This is a genomic window from Ruminococcus sp. Marseille-P328, assembly GCF_964249465.1.
Taxonomy (GTDB): Bacteria; Bacillota; Clostridia; order Lachnospirales; family Lachnospiraceae; genus Blautia_A; species Blautia_A faecis.
Map to the genome: position 1 here is coordinate 18,684 of NZ_CAXUBQ010000001.1, position 25,737 is coordinate 44,420.

A 25,737-nucleotide genomic window follows, 5' to 3' on the forward strand; every position below is an offset into this window, starting at 1 on the left:
CAGCCGGCGTCTTTTCTCTTGACTGCTTTCAGATCATGGCCTGTCGCTTTGATCTCTTTCGGATTGATGATTTCCGCAGTCCCTGATTCGTCTGAGAAAAGCTTTTTGCAGGCTTGGCATCTCCAGTAGGCTTCATATCCGGCTTCTGTGCAGCCGGCGTCTTTCTTTTCTACCTTTTCAAGATTATGACCGGTTGCTTTAATCGCTGTCGGATTGCTGATTTCCACGGCTTCGTCTGAGAAAAGCTTTCCGCAGGTCTGGCATCTCCAGTAGGCTTCATATCCATCTTCTGTACAACTGGCCTCCTTCTTCTCAATTGCTTTCAGATCATGACCTGTGGCAGAAATTACCTCTGTTTTTTTTCTTTCGCATGCAGAGCAGGTATATGTTTTCTCACCCGCTGTTGTGCAGGTTGGAGAAGTAGTTATTACCCCACTATTCCAAATGTGTTCCCCAACATCGGTCGTTTCTGCGCAGGCATTACACTTATGCCAATGATTGTTTTCATCCGAAATCCAGTTTAAGCTCCAAGCATGTCCGAGTGGATTGGATGTTCCGCCGCAAACTGTACAAGTCTGTCCGCTTGTGCAAGTTGCCGTTCCACTCCAATTATGTTTAGTGCGTGGACTCGCAAGATGCCTACCACATTCTTGGCAATAAGTAGGCCTCCGATGAAATTGCGCGTCAAAATATTCATAGTTACTATAGTTTACAGATACCCATTTACCACAAGTTCCGCAATAGGCATTCCCAGCATATGCCGTTGTTGGCAGCATCATTAGCACCATGCCCAGCGTAAGCAGGACGCTCAAAAATCCTTTTTTCATATAGTTTCCTCCCAATAAACATCGAATTTTGTTGGTAATTTCTGTATATGAAGATTTTATCATGTTGACTGCTTCTATATAATCTCCGTTTCGCCTCGAAAAAGTATATTTTGCTATTTCAGCATATACTTTTTCAGTTCATCCCTCTTTTTTATATTCAGCTTCACATAAATCCTGCTCAGATAAGTTTTAACCGTATTGGGTGAAAATCCCAGATAATCTGCAATTTCCTGGTTATTCCAGTCACGGCTTGCCAGCATGGCAATCGAGAATTCCACCGTGGATAATGCATCTGTTACGAAATTCTCTGACATTGGATTGTGGATTGCCATCCATCCTCTGCTAAAACTGATAACCTTATCCGATAATTTGTTATATAGTTTTGAATCTTCCTTACGGATACATGACTCCAGAAGTCCCTGCAGCAAACCATGATGTTCAATAAAGGGTTCCAGGAATTCGTCTTCTTTCGCCATATTCCATGCCAGCATCAATGCGTCTTTTGCTTTCTGCTGATGTTTCAGATTCATCTGGCACATTGCCATCATGCAATACAGATAAATCATACTAATCGGATAGGTGCCGTCCCTGAACATGAATGCTGCCTCACAAATTCCAAGCGCTCTGCCGTACTCCCCTTTCAAATACGCCATATGAGCTGTCACATAGGCAGAAAACATCTTAATTCCAGGAGGCAGTGCTGCTGCATAAAATTCCACATCCGGAAGTTCATCTACCGGAAGATGCAAAAGTACGGAAGACATATATCCTGCAAATACACTAATTGCTTTATCCTCCGCAGACGAAGAATATTTTATTTCTTTTTCAAGACATTCCCGAATCTCCCGTATCCCTTTTTGGGATGCCACGGCTCTGCCAAGTGTCAGATTCGAATATACATATAACAGGCAGGAAGACATCTTAAGCTTTATATTATGGCTCATCAGGTAACGTTCTGCTATATGGCTGCATTTCTCCGCCTGCCCGGTAAAATAATAATATTCAGCACGTGCAATTTTCTGAAAATCCCTGTCTTCAAAACCGGCTACCGTCCTTTTCGCCTCACCCGGCTGAAATGATGCATTGATCAGTGGCAGGATGGTATACTCATTCATGATCGTGTACCTCCAACAGCTTCTATATTATTCGACATAAGATCAACTCCTAGCACTATTATACTGCTTTATCCATTTTTTGAGTATACTATTTGCACGAAGTCCATATTTTTTACAAATATAAGCCTGAATTATTCATGGGCATATAGAAATGCTCAATACTGCAAAGATTTGAAACAGTTTCCTTGAATTCAATCAGCTCATCCGCACAGTCATCCTGAAAATATGCAGAGATGACCTGATAGATCTCTCCATCAAAATTTATTTTAGTAACTATGTGGCTTTCAGCCACTTTCACGGCAAAGCCGTGAATAATTCAGGCTACTTTTTGTTTTCTCGGATTTTTCAGATCAATGATGTTTTCCATTTGCTCCTCCTTGAAATTTATTACCGCATAAAAAAAGCTGCATCCACACCAACCTTTTCAGGTTCTGGCATGGATACAGCCTTTATTATTTCTTATAATTTTTTTCGCAAAACAAATTTGCCCTTATTTATTTCTCAGCAGCCTCGCTCTTGGTTACAACAACCTTATCCAGATGCCAGATATCATCTACATACTCCTGGATGGTTCTGTCAGAGGAGAATTTACCACTGCATGCAGTGTTCAGAAGTGCCATCTTCGCCCACTTCTTCTCATCCTTGTAAGCTGCCTCCACTCTCTTCTGAGCCTCGGCATAGGATCTGAAGTCTCCGAGAATGAAATACTGGTCTGCTCTGGAGCAGTTTTTAGTGTTCAGAAGAGAATCATAGATATCTCTGAACAGCTCTGTATCGCTGGAGAAGGTTCCATTGATCAGCTGCATCAGTACCTGACGGATCTCAGCATCTGTGTTGTAGATAAAGTCTGGATCATATCCACCATGATTCTCATAATTAATGATCTGGTCAGCACTCATACCGAAGATAAATGCATTCTCCTGACCAACCTCCTCAACGATCTCTACGTTTGCACCATCCATGGTTCCAAGTGTAGGAGCACCGTTCAGCATGAACTTCATGTTACCTGTACCGGAAGCCTCTTTACTTGCAGTAGAAATCTGCTCGGAAACATCTGCTGCTGCAAAGATCATCTCAGCATTAGATACTCTGTAGTTCTCGATAAATACAACTTTGATCTTGCCGCCAATTGATGGATCGTTGTTTACAACATCTGCTACGCAGTTGATCAGTTTGATGATCTTTTTCGCACGCTCATATGCTGCAGAAGCTTTTGCACCAAAGATGAAAGTTCTTGGATAGAATTCCATCTCCGGATGTAATTTAATCTGGTTGTACAGATAGATTACATGAAGGATATTGAGAAGCTGTCTCTTATACTCATGAAGTCTCTTAACCTGTACATCGAAAATGGAGTGAGGATCAACTTCAACACCATTGTGCTCCAGAATGTATTTTGCAAGACGCTGTTTATTCTGGAATTTAATGTTCATAAATTCCTGAAGAGCCTTCTCATCGTCAGCATATACCTTCAGCTTGCTGATCTGGGAAAGATCTGTGATCCAGTCTGGTCCAATATGGTCTGTGATCCATGCAGCAAGATTCTGGTTTCCGTGAAGAAGGAAACGTCTCTGAGTGATACCGTTGGTTTTGTTATTAAATTTCTCTGGCATCATCTCATAGAAATCTTTTAACTCCTGATTCTTCAGGATTTCTGTATGAAGTCTTGCAACACCATTTACAGAGAAGCCTGCAACGATTGCAAGGTGAGCCATCTTAACCTGTCCGTCATAGATGATTGCCATCTTTTTGATCTTCTCATAGTTTCCAGGATATCTGTTCTGTACTTCAATGATGAAACGACGGTTGATCTCTTCGATGATCTGATATACTCGTGGAAGAAGTCTGGAGAACAGCTCGATCGGCCATTTCTCAAGAGCTTCAGCCATAATGGTATGGTTGGTGTAAGCAACACATTTGGTAGTTACAGCCCATGCATCATCCCAGCCAAGCCCTTCCTGATCCATAAGGATTCTCATAAGCTCTGCAACAGCCATAGTCGGATGAGTATCATTCATCTGGAATACAACCTTCTCGTGAAGCTTCTTGATATCATCATGTGTCTTTTTGTATTTCTCAATTGCAGCCTGAATACTTGCAGATACGAAGAAGTACTGCTGTTTCAGACGAAGCTCTTTACCGGACATTTTATTATCGTTCGGGTAAAGTACGTTTACAATATCCTTTGCAAGGTTCTCCTGCTCAACGGCTTTCTTGTAATCACCTTTGTCAAAGGAATCAAATCCAAACTCTTCGATAGCCGCTGCATCCCAGATACGAAGTGTATTTACTACATTGTTCTCGTATCCAACGATCGGCATATCGTATGGAATAGCCTTTACAGCCTGATATCCTTCATGGATGAATTTGTTCTGGCCGGTTGCCTGGTCATACTCAACTCTTACATATCCGCCGAAATGTACCTCTTTTGCATACTCCGGACGACGGAGCTCAAATGGATAGCCTTCCTCAAGCCATGCATCCGGAACTTCAACCTGGTATCCGTCTCTGATTTCCTGTTTGAACATACCATAGCGGTAACGGATTCCGCAGCCATATGCACTATATCCAAGTGTTGCAAGGGAATCAAGGAAGCATGCTGCAAGTCTTCCGAGACCGCCGTTTCCAAGTGCCGGATCCGGCTCCTGATCCTCAAGTGCATTGATGTCAATTCCAAGCTCTTCCAGAGCTTCTTTCACTTCACCGTATGCACCAAGGTTTAAAAGGTTGTTTCCAAGGGCACGTCCCATAAGAAACTCCATGGACATATAATATACGATTTTCGGATCCTGCTTTTCATAAGCGTTCTGTGTATCAAGCCAGTTATCGATGATCACATCCTTCACTGTGTAGCTTACTGCCTGGAAAAGCTGCTCCTGAGTTGCCTCTTCAAGCTTTCTGCGGTAAAGAAACTTAACGTTGTCTTTTACACTTTTCTTGAAGGTTTCTTTGTCAAACTGTTTGTCAATCATTTTGATCCTCCTGTTGTATGTTAAATCAAAGCTTTGTAACACCAAGAGTTACATGCTCTTTATTAATATTCCACTCTTTTACATAACCATCTGTCTCGCCATAAACGACTTCCTCAGCCAGAACTTCAGATTTGATCTCAGCCTCGTTTGCCTTCATGGTCTCGATAATCTTGTCATTATCTTTTACAGATACACGGATCTTATCCATAACCTCAAAGCCAGCCTCTTTACGCATGGTCTGTACTTTACTGATGATCTCGCGGACAAATCCCTCTTCGATCAGCCCAGGTGTCAGGTTGGTATCCAGAACAACTGCTGTCTCGCCTTCTGACTCTGTTACATAACCTTCTGTCTGTGCAGTCTCGATGAGCAAGTCTTCCTCTGTAAGCTCAACCTTATTTCCATCGATATCAAGTACAAGTACACCGTTTGTCTTCAGGTCGCTCATAGCCTTGCTTCCGTTAATCTCAGCAAGTGCAATACGGATTCCGCCGAGAAGCTTGCCGTATTTCGGGCCAACTGTACGAAGCTGTGGTTTGAAGCTGTAGGAAATGAAAGATTCCACGTCATCTGCAAATTTCACTTCTTTTACATTCAGCTCGTCTGCAATAATGTCTGTGAAATATTTATCCATCACCTTCGGAGCTTTTACATACATGGTTCCGATTGGCTGACGGTTCTTGATGTTTGCTGTGTTACGGCATGCACGGCCAAGAACAACAACATCCAGAACTTCTTCCATGTTTTCTTCCAGATCCTTGTTGATCCACTCTTCCTTTACTTCCGGGAAGTCGCAGAGATGGATACTCTCAGGAGCTGTTTTGTCCAGAGATCTTACAAGATTCTGGTAAATATCCTCTGTCATGAACGGGATCATCGGAGCTGCAGCCTTGGCAACTGTTACCAGTGCTGTGTAAAGAGTCATGTACGCATTGATCTTATCCTGCTCCATGCCTTTTGCCCAGAAACGCTCACGGCAGCGTCTTACATACCAGTTACTCATCTCGTCTACAAAGCCCTGAAGTGCTCTTGCAGTCTCCGGAATCTTATAGTCGTTCAGATCCTCGTCAACAGTCTTTACAAGTGTATTCAGCTTGCTGAGGAGCCATTTGTCCATAACCGGAAGCTTGTCATAGTCAAGTGTATATTTGGTAGCATCGAAGTTATCAATATTTGCATAAAGTACAAAGAATGCATAGGTATTCCACAGAGTACCCATGAATTTACGCTGACCTTCCTGAACAGCCTTGCCATGGAAACGGTTCGGCAGCCATGGTGCACTGTTGATGTAGAAGTACCAGCGGATGGCATCTGCACCGTATGTCTGAAGTGCATCAAACGGATCAACTGCATTTCCCTTGGACTTGCTCATCTTCTGGCCATTCTCATCCTGAACATGTCCAAGAACGATAACGTTCTTATATGGAGCCTGATTAAACAGAAGAGTAGACTCAGCAAGAAGGGAGTAGAACCATCCTCTTGTCTGGTCAACAGCCTCAGAAATAAAGTTTGCCGGGAACTGCTGTTTGAACAACTCCTGATTCTCAAATGGATAATGATGCTGTGCAAATGGCATTGCTCCTGAATCGAACCAGCAGTCAATAACCTCCGGTACACGGTGCATAGTGCCGCCGCACTCCGGACACTTCATGGTAAGCTCGTCAATGTATGGGCGGTGAAGCTCTACTGTCTTGGCGCGCTCGTCACCAGTTTTCTCATAGAGATCCTGACGGCTTCCAACAGATTCCATATGACCGCAGCTGCACTCCCAGATATTCAGTGGAGTTCCCCAGTAACGGTTACGGCTGATTCCCCAGTCCTGAACGTTCTCAAGCCAGTCACCGAAACGTCCTTTACCGATGCTCTCCGGGATCCAGTTAATGGTGTTGTTATTGCGGATCAGGTCATCTTTAACAGCTGTCATTTTAATAAACCAGGATTCTCTTGCGTAGTAGATCAGTGGTGTATCACAACGCCAGCAGTGTGGGTAATCATGCTCAAATTTCGGAGCATCGAACAGCTTGCCTTCTTTTTCAAGATCAGCCAATACCATTGGGTCTGCTTTCTTAACAAATACACCGGCATATGGTGTCTCAGCAGTAAGATCACCCTTGCCATCTACAAACTGTACAAACGGAAGGTCATATTCACGTCCTACACGGCTGTCGTCTTCACCAAATGCAGGAGCGATATGAACGATACCGGTACCATCACTCATGGTAACGTAGTTATCACATACGATATAATGCGCTTTCTTGCCCTTGGATGCTACATAGTCACCTGTGCATTTAAACAGCGGCTCATATTCCTTGTATTCCAGGTCTTTACCTTTATAGGTTTCCAGAACCTCATATGCGGGCTCTTCTTCCTTTGCAAGCTTGCCAAGTACTTTGTCAAGAAGGGCTTCTGCCATATAGTAAGTGTATCCGTCTGCTGCTTTTACTTTACAGTAAGTCTCATCCGGATTTACGCAAAGTGCAACGTTAGAAGGCAGTGTCCACGGTGTTGTGGTCCATGCCAGGAAATATGCGTCCTCTCCAACCACTTTGAAACGTGCGATCGCAGAACGCTCTTTTACTAATTTATAGCCCTGAGAAACCTCCTGGGATGAAAGCGGGGTTCCGCAGCGTGGACAGTAAGGAACGATCTTGAAGCCTTTGTATAAGAGGCCTTTGTTCCAGATTTCTTTCAGTGCCCACCACTCGGACTCAATATAATTGTCCTCGTAAGTTACATATGGATGCTCCATATCAGCCCAAAAACCAACTGTTGAGGAGAAATCCTCCCACATTCCTTTGTATTTCCAGACACTTTCTTTACACTGCTGGATAAACGGCTCCATACCGTATTCCTCGATCTGCTCTTTTCCATCCAGACCAAGCTTCTTCTCTACTTCAAGCTCTACCGGAAGACCATGGGTATCCCATCCAGCCTTACGCGGAACCATGTAACCCTTCATTGCACGGTATCTTGGGATCATATCCTTGATAACACGTGTCAGCACATGGCCGATATGCGGCTTGCCGTTTGCTGTTGGCGGTCCGTCATAGAATGTGTAAGTCGGGCCTTCTTTACGGTTTTCCATACTTTTTTCGAAAATATGGTTTTCTTTCCAGAATTCTTCTACTTTTTTCTCGCGATCAACGAAATTCAGATTCGTGTCTACTTTCTGGTACAAAGCTTTTTCCTCCTTTAAAATTATCAGTCGATTGCTGTTGGGATTTCCTGTTACATAAAGAATCCTGCAAAGCAGGATTCTCCGCCTGCGGCGGGTCGCTATAAGCGACATCTACCTTTCCGCCGCAGTGCGATCCTGCCCGGCAGGGCTTTTTATGCTATAGGGAATTCCAACGGAATTTCCTATAGCATAAAAAAAGCTCTCATCCTGCAAAAGGACGAAAGCTGTCAGCACTCGTTATACCACCTGTTACATTGTACAGGCTTGCACACGCAGCCGATACACGCTCCCTGTAACGGGGGAATTCCGTTATCTCCTACTTGTTCCTTCAGAGATAAAACTCCGGAGTGATCTTCGGCTGAATCTACTTGCGGCGGGCTTACACCATCCCCGTCTCGCTGAAAAGATTGCTGCTGTCTGTGTCTGCACAACCTTAAACGTTCAAAATCAGCTTACTGTCTCCATCACAGTCTTTAACTATTCTGTTTCCTATCTATTATAAGGGTCTGAATTTCTATATGTCAAGTGTTTTTCCGCTGAAAAAATGGGGAGAATAGGGGAAAATAATGCTGAATTTGTGGATTTTCCGGGGTGCTGTGAACAATTCACACTCTTTTAATAGTTTTACATAAAGAAAAGTGGTATAATGCAATTACGTATTGGGAATTTTATGTACTATTTTAAGAAAGGATTTTATATGATCAGGAAAAATCTTCATATGAAAATAAAGCGGATTTTCTGTGGAATCCTGACAGCAGCAATGCTACTTGGGCAGACGGGCGCTGTCTGGGCAGAAGCTACAGACACTGCCAGCGAATCTCCCACTCCTACTCCGGATCCGCATACCGAATATTATGCACAGGCAGCTGATACCGATTCCATTGAGGGTTGGCCGGAGGGTCCTAAGATTGAGGCGCAGTCAGCAGTTCTCATGGACTTAAATACAGAGGCGGTCCTGTATTCCAAGAATGCTAATACTCAGCTTTACCCGGCCAGTATTACCAAGCTTCTCACCTGTCTTCTTGGATGTGAGAACCTGGACGTGAACGCACAGCTTACCCTTTCCCAGCAGGCGGCTTACGGAATTGAAGCGGGAAGCTCCACCATTTATGGTGATGCCGGAGAGGTTTTTACAGTTGAACAATGTCTTATGGCACTGATGCTGGAATCAGCCAATGAAATGGCACTTGGTATTGGGGAAGAGGTTTCCGGTTCTGTGAAGAAGTTTGTAGAGCTGATGAACACCAGAGCCCAGCAGCTTGGATGCAAAAACACCCATTTTAATAACCCTAACGGACTTCCTGATGAGACTCATGTAACCACCGCAGGCGACATGGCAAAGATAGCCAAGGCTGCATGGCAGAATCCACTTTGCAGGAAATTTTTCACCACAGATCTTTATGAAATTCCGCCTACCAATATTTTTACAGAAACCCGCTATCTGCTCAATCATCACAAGATGATGGCTGGCAGGGATTACGCCTACGATGGTGTTCTGGGTGGAAAAACAGGCTACACAGATGCTGCTGGTGCGACTCTGATCACCTATGCCAAGCGCGGCAATATGACCCTGGTTGCAGTTGTGATGAATTCCGTAAATGGCGCCTGGGCTGACACAAAAAGTCTCCTGGATTACGGTTTCGACAATTTCGAATGTAAAAAAATGAAAATCAGCAAGAATCCTGTCCCGAAGAAAAATCTTCCAAGTGAACAGTATCTGCTGAATAATTGCGGAAATACTTATCCATTCTACTACACAAAAAATGTATACGTGACCGTCCCCACAGGAACAGACCTCAGTGTTCTTACCAAGAAACAGGCCATTCTTTCCAACGCTGTGGGACCATTGAGATTAAAGAGCAAGTATTATTTCAATGGCCAGATGGTTGGATGGGGAATGCAGTATGAACGGTCGATCATGACCAGTCTGCTGACAACACCGACTTTATAGAATAAGGGCTAAGAATGAAAACTGCATTACGCATTTTCGTTCTTAGCCCTGTATTATTGTAGTTCCTCTACTTTACACAATGTTCTTTTATCTCTTTATTCGAAATGCTCCTATTACTACAATTTCATTTCTCAACTCTTATACCAGAATTTCAGACATTTCACCGTAATATTTGAAGGATCTGCTATTAGTTTTCCTATATTCAGCTTCATGGTTTTTGTCTTTCCCGGTTTTATATTGACCTTAAAGGTTTTGGTGCGGGTCATTTCTTCATTAATGGTCATGGTAAATTTCAGCTTCACTTTTGTGATGGTGCTTTTGGATTTATTGGTGAAGCGGGTTGTGTAAATGGTTTTGCCGGAATCCGGATAATATTTATAGCCTTTCACTTTTACCTGAAGCTGTTTCAGTTTTGGCTTGGGGGCAGGCTTTTTGCCGACGATCACGGTTATGGTTCTCCGCTTGCCATTTACCAGGGCACTTACCTTGGCAGTGCCAGGCTTCTTTGCGATCAGGAATCCTCCGGCTGCATCAACAATCTTTTTATTGCTGGATTTCACTTTCTTGATGGTGATGCTTCCACCGCCGGTTTTGAAAACATAATTGGAAAACATGGTGGTATCCCCCACCTTCAGGGAGATGGAGCTGGAAACAGTTATGACTGTTTTCGCTACTGTGAAGGTCACCTTTTTCGTCTGATTTCCATATTTAAAAACGAAATCCGCCGAACCTGCTTTTGCAAAATATACGCTCACCTCAAAGCTGTCATTGGATTTTGGAGTAATGCCTGTAACCTGTGCCACTGATGAATCCGAAATACTTACAGAATATTTGGACGAATCCTTATTTGAATAAAAAACATAAGGATCGTCAACCGTTACCAGGAACATTCCTGTGGTTTTATCGTAATTGTTTTCCGGCGGATAAATGGCAATATCTGCGTTTTTGCGATTTTCCCGCACATTTACAGTGATGGAAAAATCTACGTTCTGCTCACTTGGAAAACTATCATAATTTACAAATATTTCCATCAATTCCATTTCATCAGATTTGGAGAACGTGGCTGAGCCCTGCAGCACCGTACCTCCGTTTGAATATAAGGGAATGCTGTCGTCATCCAGATACACGCTTGCCCTGCCTGGCGTCAGACTGGAGCTTTGAAAAGTCATAGTCACATCTACCTTGTAATCCATGGAGTCTTCATGAGGGATCTGATAGCCGATATAATAGCGGAATTCGTCTCCATCCCACACATTCATGCTGCCCATTCCGCTGAGTTTAAAACCATCCGAGGTAACTTCCTTGGTGATAGCCGCCTGCGCCCGCAGCGGACCAAAGAGAACCATCAGCAGTGTTACAAAGAAAAATGTCAGAATGTATTTCCCAAACCTGTAAAAATAATTTCTTAAACTCATAAAAACCCCTCCTTTTTTATACGCTGTTGTTGTATTACTTATAATCAGCATATGTGATTGGAGGGGATTTTTCTATTAACCAAATGTTAGTTTTTCATTCGTTACAAGAAGTAGTTTCACGGATTTACTGCTCTTCTTTCTTCAGTCTCCGTTTGGCACGATGCGCATCACGTTTCTGGCGGATTTCATCGGCTTCTTCATCGGTTACATTGGTGAGCTTCTTAATTACATAGTACTTATTGTCTTCCGTTCGGCGAATCCTGATTTTTCCCAGTACAAAGCCATGCTCCTGACAGAGGGACACACTGTAGTAAACCTTGGAATTATTCATAAACCAACGGATCTTACGCTTGGCAGGATTATGGCACAATGGACATTTCGTGCTGGTTACTTCCCGGTCCTTCATGGCTTTTTCGCGGGAATAGAACTCCCGGGATACATATTTATCATAGGTTGGATAGGATATGTGAATCTCTTCACGCTTGCTCTTGGGATTCTGATACACGTCCAGGGATGAGTTTGGAAAAATGTATTTATCTTCTATTTTCTGGAGAATACATGCAGTATAATAAGCATCTCCCAGAGCGCGGTGAAAATCCATTTTCTTCTCCACGCCCATTTTATCAGCAGCAAATTCCAGAGCACGGCGCTCGTCATTTTCTTCATAACGAATAGCAAATAATTTCTGCACATCATAATAAGTCACCGGACCTTTGAGCAGGGAAAGTTTTCCATAATATTTCATGTTCCGCTGCAGTTCCATTACATCCTGATTTCCCCAGGTAAAGAAAATATATTCTTCGCCACACCATTCCAAAAATTCCGTGATGGCCTGTGGGAAAAGAGTTCCATTCTGCAGATCCTTATAATTCATGTGAATCACTTCATGAATGCTGTCATGAATCCAATTGTACACCTGGGGCTTGATCAGACGCTGAAAGCTATCCACAATTTCTTTCTCTTCATTTAGTTTTATGGCGCCGATTTCTATGATTTCAAAAGGCAGACGGCTGTTAGACCACCTTTTTCCCCCCGGACTCTGATTCCATTCCAGGTCAAATACAATGTAATTCATGGGTAAATTCCTTTTCTGAAAATGTTTTTGTTACTGTGAACAGGTAAGCAGTAACATGTTTTTGCCATCCACGATTACTGCAGCAACATCTTGTTTTCACGCTCTGGAGCCTGTTTGAAAAGGCTTTCTGCAAGATGTACATCATAATTTGTGGGAGATTTTTTGTTCTGTCCTTTGCAGTTATCAACAATTCCAGACAAGTATAGCAGACAGGTGAAATGATGTAAAGACATAAGAAAAAACCTGCCGGTGGGTAGCCGGCAGGAAATGAGGGGGTATGAAACAAAATCTATGTAAATTAGAAAATCGTCTTAAAATGAACACAATCTATATAAAAGAAGCTGTTTACCATTATTTCAATATTGCTGAATAATCCATACACTGCAAGCACATCAAACAAAACATGCTCTGCCGCCTTCACTCGTTACTTATGTAAGTCGGCAATATCAGCCGCCGCTTCTGATTTACGGCTAATGCACACTCTATATTATCTAATTCAATTATCTATTTCAATCGTCTATTTCAATTATTTATTTCATCGGCACGAAGCAGGTGAACTGCTCCGCGCCAGTTATTATCTGTTATCAGTTTCCCACGGGAATTCTTATCTGTTAAAACAGCTCTTTCCCCGGAAATCAGCCTTCAATAGAAATAAACTTCTTCTCTTCCGGCACTTTTTTCTTCGCTTCCTTCGGGAAAGTAACAGTCAGAACACCATTGTCATATTTCGCATGGATGTCCTCATGCTCCAGTTCCTTACCTACGTAAAAGCTTCTGGAGCACTGTCCGGTGTAACGCTCTCTGTGAACGTATTTGCCGTTATTGTCTTTCTCATCTTTATTCTCGGTTCTGGAAGCCTGAATGTTCAGATAGCCATCCTTCAGCTGAATCTTCACATCCTCTTTATGGAAGCCTGGAAGATCAATGCTCAGCTCATAATTTCCATCCACATCCTTAATATCTGTCTTCATCAATTCAGCAGCTCTGTAACCTCTGTGATTCTCTCTTTCTACAGGTAATCTCATCCAGTCATCAAATAAATCTTCTCCAAAAATACTAGGCATTAACATAATCCATTCCTCCTTATATTGTGAACACTTGCGTGTTTAATTAACATCGTTGTTGAAACTGGAAGATTTCTTTTTCTCTCTTCCTTTGTTCTGCATGTAATATAACACGCATTGTTAGCACTGTCAATAGGAGAGTGCTAATTTCACATTTTTTTCACATTTATCTTAAATAAAAAACTAAATTTGTGTCCCTTTTCATATTTTCCTTTGTGAATCTCCAGAAATTCTGGTACAAACGGACTGCCTCTCCATTTTCCTCTACTGCATCTGTATTTCCAGTGATTGTATTGTAGATCATGGCAAATGCCAGATTCTCCATTGCCCCGGCATATTACACTGGTTCCGAGGTAACTCCTGAAGTGACAGTTACCCACAGTGGTAAAACCCTAGTAAAAGACAGGGATTTCACTGTAACATACCACAACAACATTGAACCAAGCAGTTATTACAATTCTCCGTGGGTTGGAATTGATGGAATTGGAAATTACCAGGGGTATGTAACCAAATCCTTTACTATAAACAGAGCTGACATCAGCAGCTGCACGGTTACGCTTTCCGATGAAAGCCTTACCTACACAGGCTCCTCTTTACGCCCAACCGCCACAGTAAAAAGCGGGGACAAGGAATTAACCCTGAACCAGGATTATTACGTTTCCTACAGAAACAACTGAGATGCAGGTACTGCTTCCGCAATCCTCACTGGAACTGGAAATTACACTGGTTCTGTTACGAGAGACTTTACCATTAAACCATTGGATATCAACCGCTATTCCGCTTCCCTTTCCCAGTATTCCTACACCAGTGACGGAACAGAGAAATGCCCGGATGTTACCGTTACATACGGAGACAAGACACTTGCGGCAGGCACTGATTTCACAGTTTCTTATAAAGATAATGTGAAGGAAGGTACTGCTACTGTAACTATTACTGGAGCTGGAAATTACACCGGCATTATTAACACAACCTTTACGATCACAGCAGCTCCTGGCAAGGATGACTCGGACGCAGGAAAAGATAATCCTGGTAAAGATGATTCTGGTAAAGATGATTCTGGTAAAGACGATTCTGGTAAGGATGATTCCGGTAAAGATGACTCTGGTAAAGACGATTCTGGTAAAGATGACTCCGGTAAAGATGATTCTGGTAAAGATAACTCTGGTAAAGACAATTCCGGTAAAGATAACTCCGGTAAAGATAACTCCGGTAAAGATGATTCCGATAAAGGCAACCAGAACAGCAGCATGAAAAAGGCGAAAACCCTTACCGTAAAAGGCTCTGCTACACGCGCAACCTTAAAGAAACTGGTTTCAAAGAAAAAATATTATGTACGGATCTGCACCTACAAAGTTGTAAGCGGCAAAAAATATTATTCCAAATGGAGTTCCAAAAAATCCGTAAAAATTAGATAATGTCAAATGCCAGGCAGCGTCTTTGAACGACGCTGCCTGGCATTTTTTCATAAATCTTCCAAACCTACCTGAAGATTCTATATTCTCTGTGTAACTATTCAGCACCTTCACAGTTACAACCTCCGCAAAATAGTACATACCTACTGAATAGTTATTTTTCTGTTTAAGTTTTTATCAACTCAGGAAATTCTCAATGATCACATTTTCCGCCTCAGCTTCCATCATTCCAAGAGTTCTTAGCTTCAGAAGCTGCTCATCGTTAATTCTTCCAATAGCGGCCTCATGAACAATTGCAGCATCCACATGCTTCGCCTGGATTTCCGGGATAGAACCCACCTCTGCATGATCCATAATAATGGAATCACACTGGATATGTGCGTGACATTTGTTCTTTCCAACAGCCTTCGGATGGAAAACCTGGGAAGAGTTTCCCTTTCCAACAGAACGGGAAATAATCTGTGCAGAAGATCCCGCTCCGTTCATACAGACTTCAATATCAGACTCCGCTTTCTGCTCCCCATCTGTCATCAGACGTTCCAGAACAAACAGCTTGGAATCTGCATCCATTGAAACATTTGTGGTACGGATTGTGGAGTCAACACCTTTGATCTGAACGGTATCCAGCGTAAATACGGAGTTCTCTCCAAGCTCAATATTAGTTACGGGATTCAGCACTCTGCTTCCGGTTCCATTCCCCTCTCCATAGTGTTTTTCCTCGTAATGTACATTAGCATTTTTACCCACATGGAAAGTATGAATACCATCGTGACGACTGTCATTACAGCCACTATTGTGGATTCCGCAGCCTGCAACAATGTCAACATCTGCACCGTCTGCCACATAAAAATCATTGTAAACCAGATCGGTCATTCCAGATACACTTACCACTACCGGGATGAAAACCTTCTCTCCCTTTGTCTCCCCGTCAATGAAAATATCGATTCCCGGCTTGTCCTCTTTTTTCTTTATTTTGATATGTTCGCTGTCACCGTGACAGATGGAAATACCATTCTGACGGAGATTAAAAGCACCTTTCTGCGCAAAGCCTTCGCTGATCTTATCAAGCACACCCTGGGTTGTTTCTTCTACTTTAACCATCAACATTTTCCTCCTTCATTCAGACATTTCTGACATTTTTCCTGCTGAAATAAGGTTGGGAAAACGTCTTCTTTCGTACCATATTTCTTTACTTCACCGTCTTCAATTACCATGATCTTATCTGCCATATTGATGATTTTTTCCTGATGGGAAATCAAGATCAGGCACTCCTTTTTCTCACGATGAATCTCCTCAAAGCGCTTGATCAGCATGGAAAAGCTCCACAGGTCGATTCCTGCTTCAGGTTCATCAAAAATGCTTACTTTATGAGACTTCGCTAAAACTGTGGCAATCTCAATTCGCTTCATTTCACCGCCGGAAAGGGTTCCATCCAGCTGACGGTTCAGGTAATCTTCGGAACAAAGTCCTACAGCTGAGAGAAGGTCACAGCTCTCTTTTTCCGTTAAATTCTTTCCTGCTGCAAGAGATAACATTCTTGCCACGGTCATACCTTTAAAGCGGGGTGGCTGCTGAAATGCATAGCCAATTCCCGCATTTGCACGATGATCAATATCGTATCCTGTAATGTTCTCATCATCCAGATAAATTTCTCCGCTGTTTGCTTTCTCAATGCCAGCCAGTACCTTGGCCAGGGTGGATTTTCCACCTCCATTTGGTCCGGTGATTACCAGCATTTCTCCATCCTGAACATCAAAACTGATGTGATTTACCAGACAGCGCTTTTTCCCCTCTTCATTCACTTCAAAAGTCAGGTTCTTTACTTTCAGCATATTCGTACCTCTTCTGTTAATTTTACATTACTGCTCCAATTATGCCCGAAATTCCAGAAAAAAATTGCTTTTGAGCAATAACGATTTTATCTCTTCTTGGACTGTACTCCAAATAAAAAAAATTGTCAACCACGACCTTCACAGCAACGCGCTTCGCGACGCACAGAAACACGAACCTTTTTGTGACAGGCACAAGAAATAGCGTTTGCTACGCAAACTTAGTTCTCTGGTTTTCTGTAAACTTTATCCACCAAAAACACCTCGCAGAGCGTTGCAAATGAATAGTAACAAAACTATACCATATTGGAGCAACTTTGAATAGCGCTCAGAAAATAATAGTATTGAATTTTCTCTTCTTTTGGTTTATAATCGACATATGTCGAAAACAAGGAGGTGACATATATGCCCAGACCGCCCAGATGCCGCAGAATCTGCCAGGCACCCCAATATGAAACTTTTTCTCCTGAAGAATGTCCCAGAGAGTCGGAAGCTGTCACTCTGACTCTGGATGAATATGAAGTCATCCGTCTGGTAGATCTGGAGAAGAAAACTCACGAGCAATGTGCTGCCCAGATGGATATTTCCCGGACAACTGTCACAGAAATTTATGAAACTGCCCGGGAAAAAATTGCCCGGTGCATCGTCCTTGGACAGCGCCTTGTCATAGCCGGGGGAAATTACCGGCTCTGCGAAGGTCGGGAGCATACGCGCTGCGGGAAATGCTGTTGCCGAAAGGGATCTAAACAGACTCCGCTTACCAGCTTAGACCTTTCACAGGAACTGCCAGCCGCTGACCGATTTAATAGTTCACTTTCTAAATCAAATTTACAAAATGAAGGAGATATCATTATGAAGATTGCAGTTACTTATGAAAATGGAGAAATTTTTCAGCACTTTGGACACACAGAAGCATTCAAGATCTATGACATTGCAGATGGCAAGGTTGTAAGTGCCGAAGTAGTCGATACCAATGGAAGCGGTCACGGCGCACTGGCTGGATTCCTGGTTGCACATGGCGTAGATACCCTGATCTGCGGCGGTATTGGCGGCGGTGCCCAGAATGCACTTGCCCAGGCTGGAATCCGTCTTTTCGGTGGTGTCAGCGGCAACGCTGATGAAGCTGTAAACGCATTACTCGCAGGAAATCTTGGCTATAACCCCAATGTACATTGCGATCACCATGATCATGAAGCAGGTCACAGCTGTGGCGATCATGGCTGCGGAAGTCATTCCTGCCATTAATATCTGACACAGATTTAACCTAACGGTTAATCAGCTGTATTTATAAAAAAGACTGATATAACATACCGGACTCCAACAACCTCCTGAAGTACAGTATCATTTATATCAGTCTTTTTTATTATTTCTTCATGGCCACAAGCTCTCTTCGTGCAAACAATATCGCCAATGATAATGCCGCTGCATCTGCGATCGGTCCAGCATACATCACCCCGTCAATTCCCATTATTAATGAGAAAACAACGATCAATGGCAAAAGAAATAGCACCTGTCTGGTCAGGGACATGACGATTCCAAGCTTTGCTTTTCCGATAGATGTAAAAAATCCTGAGGACATTGGCTGAATTCCATTTGCAAAAGTCATAAACATAAATATCTTCAGATAGCGTTCTGCGAACTGGAAATAAAGGTCACTTCCAGTTCCGAAAATACTTACAATCTGATGGGGAAATAACTGGAAACAAAGGAAAAATACAGTTGCAATCGCAGTACATGAAATCATGGAATAACGATATGCAAGTCTTACCCTGTCGTATTTTTTTGCTCCATAATTAAAGCCCCAGATTGGCTGACAGCCCTGTGAAATTCCAATACAAATCGCCATAAACACCTGGTTTACTTTTGAAATAACTCCTACACAGGCGATTGGAATATCACTTCCATAGACAGATAAACCGCCGTAATAACGTAAAATATTGTTCAGCACAATCTGAACAATTGCCATAGCAATCTGATTAATACAGGACGCCATTCCGAGAGAAATAATGGCTTTCAGGCACTCTGAAGAAGGCTTTAACATGCTCAGCTCCAGATACATTTTACGAAATTTTCCAAAGTAGATAACCACCAAAATTCCGGAAACAACCTGTCCGATCACCGTTGCCCAGGCAGCACCCTTGATTCCCCAGCCAAACCCAAAGATGAAAAGGGGATCCAGAATTGTGTTGATAATGGCACCTGTAAGAACACAGGTCATAGAATATGTAGGACTTCTGTCTGCACGGACAATATGATTTCCTCCAATGGATAACGCATAAAAAGGAAGTCCCACAGCTGTGATGCCAAGATAATCCACCGCATAGGGCATAACATCTGTCGTTGCACCAAATAAGCTTAGAAGCGGACGCAAAAACAGAAGTACTGCCACTGCCAGAATCACACCTGTGATTACCAGTGTGGAAAGCGCCGTTCCGGCTATGGAGCTTGCCTTCTTCTCTCTTCCGGCGCCCATTTCCAGGTTATAGTTAGACGCACCTCCAATTCCCAGAAGCAGTGCCAACGCCGTTGCAATAGTTGTTACAGGAAACGCAACATTAGTAGCAGCATTTCCCAGCATTCCAACGCCTTGGCCAATAAAAATCTGATCCACTATATTGTACAAAGCACTGACCAGCATGCTGATAATAGCCGGAATTGCAAATTTCCCGATCAAACCACCTACCGGAGCCGTTCCCAATGGATTTTGCTCCTGACTGATGTTTGTTTCTTCCAAAAAATCTCCTCCCCTGTTTAAAAGTATTTCTGTTTATTTCTCATAAATTCTGATATGAATCATAACAAATTCTGAAAAACGATTCAAGAATTTTATGCTCAAAAAGCCCAGCTGCATACACAACTGGGCTTTTTGTATGAATATGGTTATTATTTCGCTATCTGCAGGCGCACCGCCATATACTCTTTCCCCGGCAGCTTTACTCGGAACTTTCCTTTATGAATTCCTCCATCTGTAACAGTCATTTCCCAGGTATCGATTATTTCCACCTGATACTCTGTAGTATCATCAAAGTAGAAGTCTCGGAAGCCCGGTCGCATAAAGGAATAATAGTAAATAAAATAATCTTTCCTTGCTGGGAAGCCGGCAGCACGGCAGGCAACCTCATCCCACTTACACGGCATAGGTTCCACACCAAGTCCCGGTGTTTCTTCCATGATTTTTGCAAGAAATCTGATACGATCCGGTGAGGTTCCATGAAGAACGCCGCCATGAGACCACCAGAGAATACGATCCGGACTGAGATAAGTTTCACCGTGTCCCGGATATCCTCCGCGGCAGAATGCCTCCCAGAATCTTCTTGTCATTTCCTCACCGCTGATATTTCCCCAGCCAAACTGAATGTTACCCTCATAGCAGATTTCATCCAGAATTACAGGCTTATGATATTTCTCGCGCCACTCATTTACCAGCTCGGAGGAGCGGTATGTCTCAGTTCTCTGGATACTGCAATGGGTGATCCAGGGCAGGTTGTAATCATAATACGCTTTGCAGTTATGAATGGATCTGAGATGATGATAAGGATCCTTCTCACAGATAATGCCAGCATATCTTTCCCAGTCAGAAAGCGTTTTCTCATGCATCAGATCATATTCATTAGCCAGGGACCACCATACATTTCGATATGCGGAAAAACGTGCCAGCACATACTTCCAGTAACGGTCATCATCCTCTGCTTTCATCATGGAGAATCCCCATCTGTCATACGGATGCATAACAATCAGATCTGCCTCGATTCCCAAATTCATAAGTGCCTGAATACACTTTTCAATATGTTGAAAATGGGCTGGATTGAATCTGGTAAAATCCCAGTCATTGTCCGGTGCACAGCCATTATATTCCGCGAAATTATTCTCATTTAACACAGAGCTGTCGCAGGGTGTTCCCTCATAAGGATAGGTAATCGGCTCATGAAGGTTGTAGTCATAGTGCTTGGGAAAAATACAGAACCGGATCTTATTAAAAGCATTTTCTTCCAGAGTTTTCAGTGTCTGCTTCTGCAATTCTTCGTTCTGCAGATTCCATACATAGCAGGTCGTTCCAATGCAGTGATAGGGTGTTCCATCCTCATAAGCCAGGTAGTATGTGCCGGCTACACGGACTGGGCCATGGTTGTCTGCGGATGGATGTGTGGCAGTAAAACTACCCGTAAACATATCGGTGTTTTCAAATGATGTTTCAATCTCAAAGTTATATGTATCTTCAAAAGAAGGCATAAATCTTACTTTATAAATCCCATCCCCATCATAAAAACCATCCACTGTTTTTTTCTCGTTTTTACACTCGAAGATTCCCCGGATCCACTGGTCGCAGAACGGATTTCCATCCTTCGGGCCGGTCACTGTCACTTCAAAAGTGCCCCATTTTTCCACTGTTTTTGCATAGCTTATTCCCATAGTTTTTTACTCCTTCGCAAAACTAATACCGTCTCAGATATGATCTGATATGTACTGTGTTTCTCTCGTTTTAAATAGAAAAGCCTATACTTTCTGGTATCATCATACTACAGAAAGCATAGGTCCTGCAATGCTACTTTATTATGAAAATGTTAGAATTTATTAATAAAAATTATTCCTGATCAATACAGTCTTTTTAACACATCTTCATTTCAAAATAATCAAAATCCGCATACCGTCTCAACCCTGTCATATCATGGCAGTACATTCCGAAATGTGCCCCAGTGAAGCCGTCGCTCTGCTCATCTGTGAGAATTTTGGTCGGCAGTTCTGCCAGTTCTTTATACTCTTTTCCATCCAGAGAGTAGAAAAACTTCGCATACAGACCTTCCTGGGTTGTCACAACCCGCAGGAACAGTGGTGTTTCTTCTGGAATGGAGATTTCTTGAACCACGTCTGTGACGTCAAAATGATCGCTTTTTATCAGGCGAAGCTTGGCCGGACTTTTCAAGTCCAGAGTCTGATTTCCAAACTCTTCGTCTCTGGTTTTTACCAGAAGATAAAAATTACCGGTATCATACATGTAGGCAAGACCTGCCATCTGCTCCCGGCAGGTCGGGGTGAATTCAACGCATGTTTCCACCTGGACATGGCGCTCCATCTGTCGTCTTGCCACCAGGCTTACGTTATAGCAGGAGTTCAGGGATTCCTGTCCATAAAGACGCAGATAACCCGGACGCTCAGTCAGGCTGGTGTAGCTGTCATAGGGCTGACGCAGGGAGGTGTAGCGCACATCCAAAGTCTCAATATCAAACTCATCTCTGCAATAATCTTTCTCTGCTTCTTCTGGAAAAGTATACTCAGCAAGCCCTTCTGGCTCTTCCGTCTCCCACTGTCCAAAGTTACCACCACAGGCCATTCTCAGCCAACCCTCTTCGTTCCATACCATTTTCTGAATCGCAGTTTCACGGCCTAATACACACTGTCTGCTTCCCATAGGTGGTCTGCTGCAAAGATGAACCATATACCACTCACCATTCTGGGTGCACACAATATCTGCATGTCCACAACGCTGCAGCTCATCTGGATTCTCTATGTCTGAAGTCAGCACCGGGTTCCCCGGATCTTCCTCATAAGGTCCCCAGATGGATTTCGCACGGGCCATTGTTACCATATGATCATAACCAGTTCCACCTTCTGCCATTAACAGATAATAATATTCTCCAATATGATAAATATGAGGTCCCTCTGTATAGCCTCTTCCAGTTCCCGGAAAAACATTCTTCGCTTCTCCTACCAGGCACTCCTGTACCGGATCATATTCCTGTACCAGAATTCCCTTGAAATTATTGATCATATTCACAATGTACATTTTTCCATCTGTGTCATGGAAAACAGAGGGGTCAAAGCCTGAGCTGTTCAGATAAACCGGTTCAGACCAGCCACCACGGATATCTTTCGATTTCACCAGATAGTTATATGTATTAAACAGTCCACCTGTACGGGTCTTTACATCTGTATAGATCAGCCAGAAATACTCTCCGTTCCAGGAGATATCCGGTGCCCAGACACCGCAGGAATCACCTTCTCCCACCATGTTCAGCTGGCTCATTCTGTTCAGCGGAGATGGGAGCTGCTCGTAATGTTTCAGGTCCTTTGAATGGTAAATTTTCACTCCCGGCCACCACTCAAAGCTGGAATTTGCAATATAATAATCATCCCCTACGCGGATAATGCTTGGATCCGGGCAAAAGCCCGGAAGAATGGGATTCTGGATCATTTTCGGTTTCCTCCTCGTGTTAATTTACAGTGTTATTGCTATATATTTTACCATAGTTTCCAGCTGCTGTAATCCATTTTGTAAAATCATTGATATTTATTTTGCTATACATACCGCTGTATAGAGCCAGCCGTTTTGACAATTTTACTTGCCTCCAACTGCCAGATGTGCTATATTTAATTAAAGAAAGGGAAGCCAGCGACACACGGCCTACCTTCCGACAATGAATACTTAAATGCTTTTCAGCACCAGCCGTTCACTATGGCAGTAGTGGGCGGCTATTTTCTTTTCCCAAAGATCGTATAGCACAATCCTATGAGAGCTACAATGAAGATACCTATCTGGACCAGATCCGAATATGTAACGTACATTGGCATCCCTCCTTTCTTTCGTCCGGAGGGTTACCCCTCCGAAGAGGGTAGACCGCCTTGTGGTGTTCTGACTTCCCATAAAATCAGTATAACATTACACCCTAATTATAACAATCTGCGAGTTCACTTTCGTCAGGAACCATAAATTAAGAGTTACTGTTCACTCCGTTCACAGTAACACGCTTCGCGATGCACAGAAATCATGCTTTGCATGATTTCGCGCCGCAACTCTCGGGTTTTCTGTGAACTTTGTTCACAAAAAACGCCTCGCGGAATGTTACCAGTGAACAGTAACAATTAAGACATATTAAGAAAAAATCTTCTACAAAATACGCATTACAATTTGCAGGAAATTTCATATACCAGTTGGTTTTTGCAGCTGCAATGGCTATCCTGGCACTGTTCCTGGTAGCTGAGGGTGTACAGACCTTTAAGAAGCAGAAAGCTTTGAAAAAAGCCTAACAAAAAGGATCTCTGTCTCTCATTCCGAGATGACAGAGATCCTTTTATATATTTTTTAAATATTCACCAATACCACACTCACAATTGCCAATATCAGCGCCGCCACCGTACTCCTGCTTATCTTCTCTTTAAACGCCAGTTTTCCTACCACCGCTGCAAATATCATATTTCCTGCAGCTGTAGTTGGTGCTACAATATTGGCGGTAACTGCCGTATAGCTTTTCAACATAAACAAAGTGGTTAAAATATTAGACAATCCGATAAATACTCCAATAAGAAAATCATCCTTCTTACATTTCCACGGCATTTTCCCTTTTTTTACCAGAATCACAGCTGCAAGTAAAGCCGCCATCAAAAACACAGTGGCTAAAAACAGGATTTCCGTTTTGCTTGAAAAATATCTGCCATAAACAATATTCAGAAACGAGACCATGCCATTGGTAAAAGTCAGCCCAAATAACATCCACAGATTTTCACGCTTTATCTGTTTCAGGTCTTTCATCATAAGCATCAGGCTTCCTACCAGGATTACCATTCCTATAATCTGCCATATGCCCGGAATATCCATCCAGATTATTGCCGACAGCAGAATGCAGGGAAGGAAACCGATCCTGTTAAAAAAGGTAGTGTTATTGATTCCATTTCTGTCTGTACTGGCATTATTTCCAACCAGATTTCCAAACATAAACAGCATCAGAAAAATCGCCAGCATAAGCATCGGCCCATTTTTTAATCCTGACACTTCTATATTTCCACTGGCCGCACAGTAGATTGCCATTCCCAGAAATGCAGTAAAATAATTCAGGAAAACAATATAGTCCTGATCGGTCTTTTTAATACTAGCCAGCTTAAATCCATAGGAAATAAAACAGCTTCCTATCAGCGTTAATGCCAAATAAATCATTTCCCCAGTATTTCCTTCATCAGTCCAAAAAATTTCTTTTGGTTCGCTTTCATGGCAAAACGTACCGGAAACTTTATTTCCTGGTTGTTTCGCTCATCCACGATCAGCGCGCCATCCCCGGAACCGCCATTAATATCAATATCAAAACCATTTGTTTTCCATTCCTCAATGACACTTTCATCCAACAAACTTGCTACTGCCAATGCATCGTGAATTGCATCTGAATACCCGTTTCCTGCATGCATTTTATCCAGAGCCTCTATTCTCTGACGAATCAGCTTTGCCGCAAATACTGCTGGCTCCTTTTCAGTTTCTTCTAATGTCTTTGCATTATCCAGAGAAATTTCAGCAGAATGAGTTGCGTTCAAAGGCACAACATCACATGGGATTCCGCTTTCCAGAACAATTTTAGCTGCTTCTGGATCATGATAAAAATTGGCTTCCGCACAAGGCGTGATATTCCCTTTATGTACGCCTCCTCCCATGAGCACTATTTTTTCAATATTTTCTTTCATTTCCGGACACATCCGCAATGCCATGCCAAGATTGGTCAAAGGACCTACCGCAACCAGAATCACTTTCTCTTTACTGCTTTTTACTGCATTCATTAAAAATGTACATGCATGTTCTTCCTGCGCTTTCGCTTTTGGCTCCGGCAATGGAAATTCTTTTGGATGGACCGTATATTCCTTTCCATCTATTGAAATACTGATTCCATCCTGATCCAGTGCTGCATTTCGCTGTCTGGTCAGATATCTCACCATAGCCTGTGGACATCCCTGATATACAGGAATATCTTTTTTTACCAACTCAAGCACTTTTAGTGTATTTTTCACACAGTCTTCTACCGGTCTGTTTCCCCACGTCACTGTAATTCCAATAACATCTAACTTTCCAGACAATACCGCCATCATAATTGCGATCGCATCATCTGACCCGGTATCTACATCAAGAATTACTTTTTTCACCATG

19 protein-coding genes are annotated in these 25,737 nt (G+C 42.8%); 3 read left to right on the forward strand and 16 right to left on the reverse strand.

Annotated elements, in window-relative coordinates; translation table 11 throughout:
• The 4 genes from ACESTK_RS00090 to ileS all read right to left on the reverse strand — a co-directional run.
• Nucleotides 1–827: hypothetical protein (locus tag ACESTK_RS00090; protein ID WP_373118063.1), on the reverse strand; the 827-nt coding region annotated here is incomplete at its 3' end.
• 113 nt (nucleotides 828–940) lie between these two features.
• Entirely contained in the window at nucleotides 941–1,942 is a 1,002-nt protein-coding gene (locus ACESTK_RS00095) for a response regulator transcription factor (protein WP_373118066.1), read from the reverse strand.
• A 494-nt stretch (nucleotides 1,943–2,436) separates the two neighbouring features.
• Nucleotides 2,437–4,911 carry a glycogen/starch/alpha-glucan phosphorylase gene (locus ACESTK_RS00100; RefSeq protein WP_373118344.1) on the reverse strand — a complete coding sequence of 825 codons (2,475 nt, stop codon included), beginning with the start codon at nucleotides 4,909–4,911 and terminating at the stop codon, nucleotides 2,437–2,439.
• A gap of 28 nt (nucleotides 4,912–4,939) precedes the next feature.
• Complete coding sequence (gene ileS, locus ACESTK_RS00105; protein WP_373118069.1) at nucleotides 4,940–8,092, reverse strand: isoleucine--tRNA ligase; 3,153 nt, start codon at nucleotides 8,090–8,092, stop codon at nucleotides 4,940–4,942.
• 718 nt (nucleotides 8,093–8,810) lie between these two features.
• Between ileS and ACESTK_RS00110 the strand changes: the two genes are divergently transcribed.
• Nucleotides 8,811–10,043, forward strand: a complete 1,233-nt coding sequence (locus ACESTK_RS00110) for a D-alanyl-D-alanine carboxypeptidase family protein (protein WP_227200623.1) — start codon at nucleotides 8,811–8,813, stop codon at nucleotides 10,041–10,043.
• 131 nt (nucleotides 10,044–10,174) lie between these two features.
• On the opposite strand, the gene ACESTK_RS00115 is transcribed toward ACESTK_RS00110, so the two are convergent.
• The 3 genes from ACESTK_RS00115 to ACESTK_RS00125 all read right to left on the reverse strand — a co-directional run bounded on the left by ACESTK_RS00115 (nucleotide 10,175) and on the right by ACESTK_RS00125 (nucleotide 13,603).
• Nucleotides 10,175–11,458, reverse strand: a complete 1,284-nt coding sequence (locus ACESTK_RS00115; protein WP_204452502.1) for a hypothetical protein — start codon at nucleotides 11,456–11,458, stop codon at nucleotides 10,175–10,177.
• Nucleotides 11,459–11,582: 124 nt separating this feature from the next.
• Nucleotides 11,583–12,533: a 3'-5' exonuclease gene (locus tag ACESTK_RS00120; protein WP_118577640.1), complete on the reverse strand. Its 951-nt coding sequence runs from the start codon at nucleotides 12,531–12,533 to the stop codon at nucleotides 11,583–11,585.
• Between the two features lie 635 nt (nucleotides 12,534–13,168).
• Nucleotides 13,169–13,603 carry an Hsp20/alpha crystallin family protein gene (locus ACESTK_RS00125; RefSeq protein ID WP_173734793.1) on the reverse strand — a complete coding sequence of 145 codons (435 nt, stop codon included), beginning with the start codon at nucleotides 13,601–13,603 and terminating at the stop codon, nucleotides 13,169–13,171.
• Between the two features lie 296 nt (nucleotides 13,604–13,899).
• Here ACESTK_RS00125 and ACESTK_RS00130 point away from each other — a divergent pair, with 296 nt between their 5' ends.
• A complete protein-coding gene (locus ACESTK_RS00130; RefSeq protein WP_187565257.1) occupies nucleotides 13,900–14,274 on the forward strand; it encodes a hypothetical protein in 375 nt (124 codons plus the stop codon).
• Here the strand turns inward: ACESTK_RS00130 and ACESTK_RS00135 are convergent.
• From ACESTK_RS00135 to ACESTK_RS00145, 3 genes are all read right to left on the reverse strand, one after another.
• Complete coding sequence (locus tag ACESTK_RS00135; protein ID WP_207728011.1) at nucleotides 14,230–14,835, reverse strand: pentapeptide repeat-containing protein; 606 nt, start codon at nucleotides 14,833–14,835, stop codon at nucleotides 14,230–14,232. The two genes, ACESTK_RS00130 and ACESTK_RS00135, sit on opposite strands and share 45 nt — an antisense overlap.
• A gap of 351 nt (nucleotides 14,836–15,186) precedes the next feature.
• Nucleotides 15,187–16,110 carry a SufD family Fe-S cluster assembly protein gene (locus ACESTK_RS00140; protein WP_373118074.1) on the reverse strand — a complete coding sequence of 308 codons (924 nt, stop codon included), beginning with the start codon at nucleotides 16,108–16,110 and terminating at the stop codon, nucleotides 15,187–15,189.
• A complete protein-coding gene (locus ACESTK_RS00145) occupies nucleotides 16,110–16,841 on the reverse strand; it encodes an ABC transporter ATP-binding protein (RefSeq protein WP_173718622.1) in 732 nt (243 codons plus the stop codon). Before ACESTK_RS00145 ends, ACESTK_RS00140 begins: the two co-directional genes overlap by 1 nt.
• Nucleotides 16,842–17,243: 402 nt before the next feature.
• Here ACESTK_RS00145 and ACESTK_RS00150 point away from each other — a divergent pair, with 402 nt between their 5' ends.
• Complete coding sequence (locus ACESTK_RS00150; protein WP_373118077.1) at nucleotides 17,244–18,083, forward strand: NifB/NifX family molybdenum-iron cluster-binding protein; 840 nt, start codon at nucleotides 17,244–17,246, stop codon at nucleotides 18,081–18,083.
• A 118-nt stretch (nucleotides 18,084–18,201) separates the two neighbouring features.
• On the opposite strand, the gene ACESTK_RS00155 is transcribed toward ACESTK_RS00150, so the two are convergent.
• The 6 genes from ACESTK_RS00155 to ACESTK_RS00180 all read right to left on the reverse strand — a co-directional run bounded on the left by ACESTK_RS00155 (nucleotide 18,202) and on the right by ACESTK_RS00180 (nucleotide 25,736).
• Nucleotides 18,202–19,572, reverse strand: a complete 1,371-nt coding sequence (locus tag ACESTK_RS00155; protein WP_373118080.1) for an MATE family efflux transporter — start codon at nucleotides 19,570–19,572, stop codon at nucleotides 18,202–18,204.
• Between the two features lie 149 nt (nucleotides 19,573–19,721).
• Complete coding sequence (locus ACESTK_RS00160; RefSeq protein ID WP_373118084.1) at nucleotides 19,722–21,248, reverse strand: DUF5605 domain-containing protein; 1,527 nt, start codon at nucleotides 21,246–21,248, stop codon at nucleotides 19,722–19,724.
• A 196-nt stretch (nucleotides 21,249–21,444) separates the two neighbouring features.
• The gene (locus ACESTK_RS00165) at nucleotides 21,445–23,028 is read right to left on the reverse strand and encodes a glycoside hydrolase family 43 protein (protein WP_373118087.1); all 1,584 of its coding nucleotides are present in this window, start codon (nucleotides 23,026–23,028) and stop codon (nucleotides 21,445–21,447) included.
• 278 nt (nucleotides 23,029–23,306) lie between these two features.
• Entirely contained in the window at nucleotides 23,307–23,405 is a 99-nt protein-coding gene (locus ACESTK_RS00170; protein ID WP_373118091.1) for a putative holin-like toxin, read from the reverse strand.
• Nucleotides 23,406–23,916: 511 nt separating this feature from the next.
• The gene (locus ACESTK_RS00175; protein WP_373118094.1) at nucleotides 23,917–24,765 is read right to left on the reverse strand and encodes an EamA family transporter; all 849 of its coding nucleotides are present in this window, start codon (nucleotides 24,763–24,765) and stop codon (nucleotides 23,917–23,919) included.
• A complete protein-coding gene (locus ACESTK_RS00180) occupies nucleotides 24,762–25,736 on the reverse strand; it encodes a nucleoside hydrolase (protein ID WP_118577660.1) in 975 nt (324 codons plus the stop codon). Before ACESTK_RS00180 ends, ACESTK_RS00175 begins: the two co-directional genes overlap by 4 nt.
• Between the last annotated feature and the right edge of the window lies 1 nt (nucleotide 25,737).

What these genes read in the sequence shown, in the direction of transcription:
- ACESTK_RS00180 (WP_118577660.1), bottom strand. Translation starts at nt 25,736, where the DNA reads ATGGTGAAAAAAGTAATTCTTGATGTAGATACCGGGTCAGATGATGCG.
- ACESTK_RS00140 (WP_373118074.1), bottom strand. Translation starts at nt 16,110, where the DNA reads ATGGTTAAAGTAGAAGAAACAACCCAGGGTGTGCTTGATAAGATCAGC.
- ACESTK_RS00170 (WP_373118091.1), bottom strand. Translation starts at nt 23,405, where the DNA reads ATGCCAATGTACGTTACATATTCGGATCTGGTCCAGATAGGTATCTTC.
- ACESTK_RS00150 (WP_373118077.1), top strand. Translation starts at nt 17,244, where the DNA reads ATGCCCAGACCGCCCAGATGCCGCAGAATCTGCCAGGCACCCCAATAT.
- ACESTK_RS00095 (WP_373118066.1), bottom strand. Translation starts at nt 1,942, where the DNA reads ATGAATGAGTATACCATCCTGCCACTGATCAATGCATCATTTCAGCCG.
- ACESTK_RS00120 (WP_118577640.1), bottom strand. Translation starts at nt 12,533, where the DNA reads ATGAATTACATTGTATTTGACCTGGAATGGAATCAGAGTCCGGGGGGA.
- ACESTK_RS00175 (WP_373118094.1), bottom strand. Translation starts at nt 24,765, where the DNA reads ATGATTTATTTGGCATTAACGCTGATAGGAAGCTGTTTTATTTCCTAT.
- ACESTK_RS00130 (WP_187565257.1), top strand. Translation starts at nt 13,900, where the DNA reads ATGGCAAATGCCAGATTCTCCATTGCCCCGGCATATTACACTGGTTCC.
- ACESTK_RS00115 (WP_204452502.1), bottom strand. Translation starts at nt 11,458, where the DNA reads ATGAGTTTAAGAAATTATTTTTACAGGTTTGGGAAATACATTCTGACA.
- ACESTK_RS00125 (WP_173734793.1), bottom strand. Translation starts at nt 13,603, where the DNA reads ATGTTAATGCCTAGTATTTTTGGAGAAGATTTATTTGATGACTGGATG.
- ACESTK_RS00145 (WP_173718622.1), bottom strand. Translation starts at nt 16,841, where the DNA reads ATGCTGAAAGTAAAGAACCTGACTTTTGAAGTGAATGAAGAGGGGAAA.
- ACESTK_RS00165 (WP_373118087.1), bottom strand. Translation starts at nt 23,028, where the DNA reads ATGATCCAGAATCCCATTCTTCCGGGCTTTTGCCCGGATCCAAGCATT.
- ACESTK_RS00110 (WP_227200623.1), top strand. Translation starts at nt 8,811, where the DNA reads ATGAAAATAAAGCGGATTTTCTGTGGAATCCTGACAGCAGCAATGCTA.
- ACESTK_RS00160 (WP_373118084.1), bottom strand. Translation starts at nt 21,248, where the DNA reads ATGGGAATAAGCTATGCAAAAACAGTGGAAAAATGGGGCACTTTTGAA.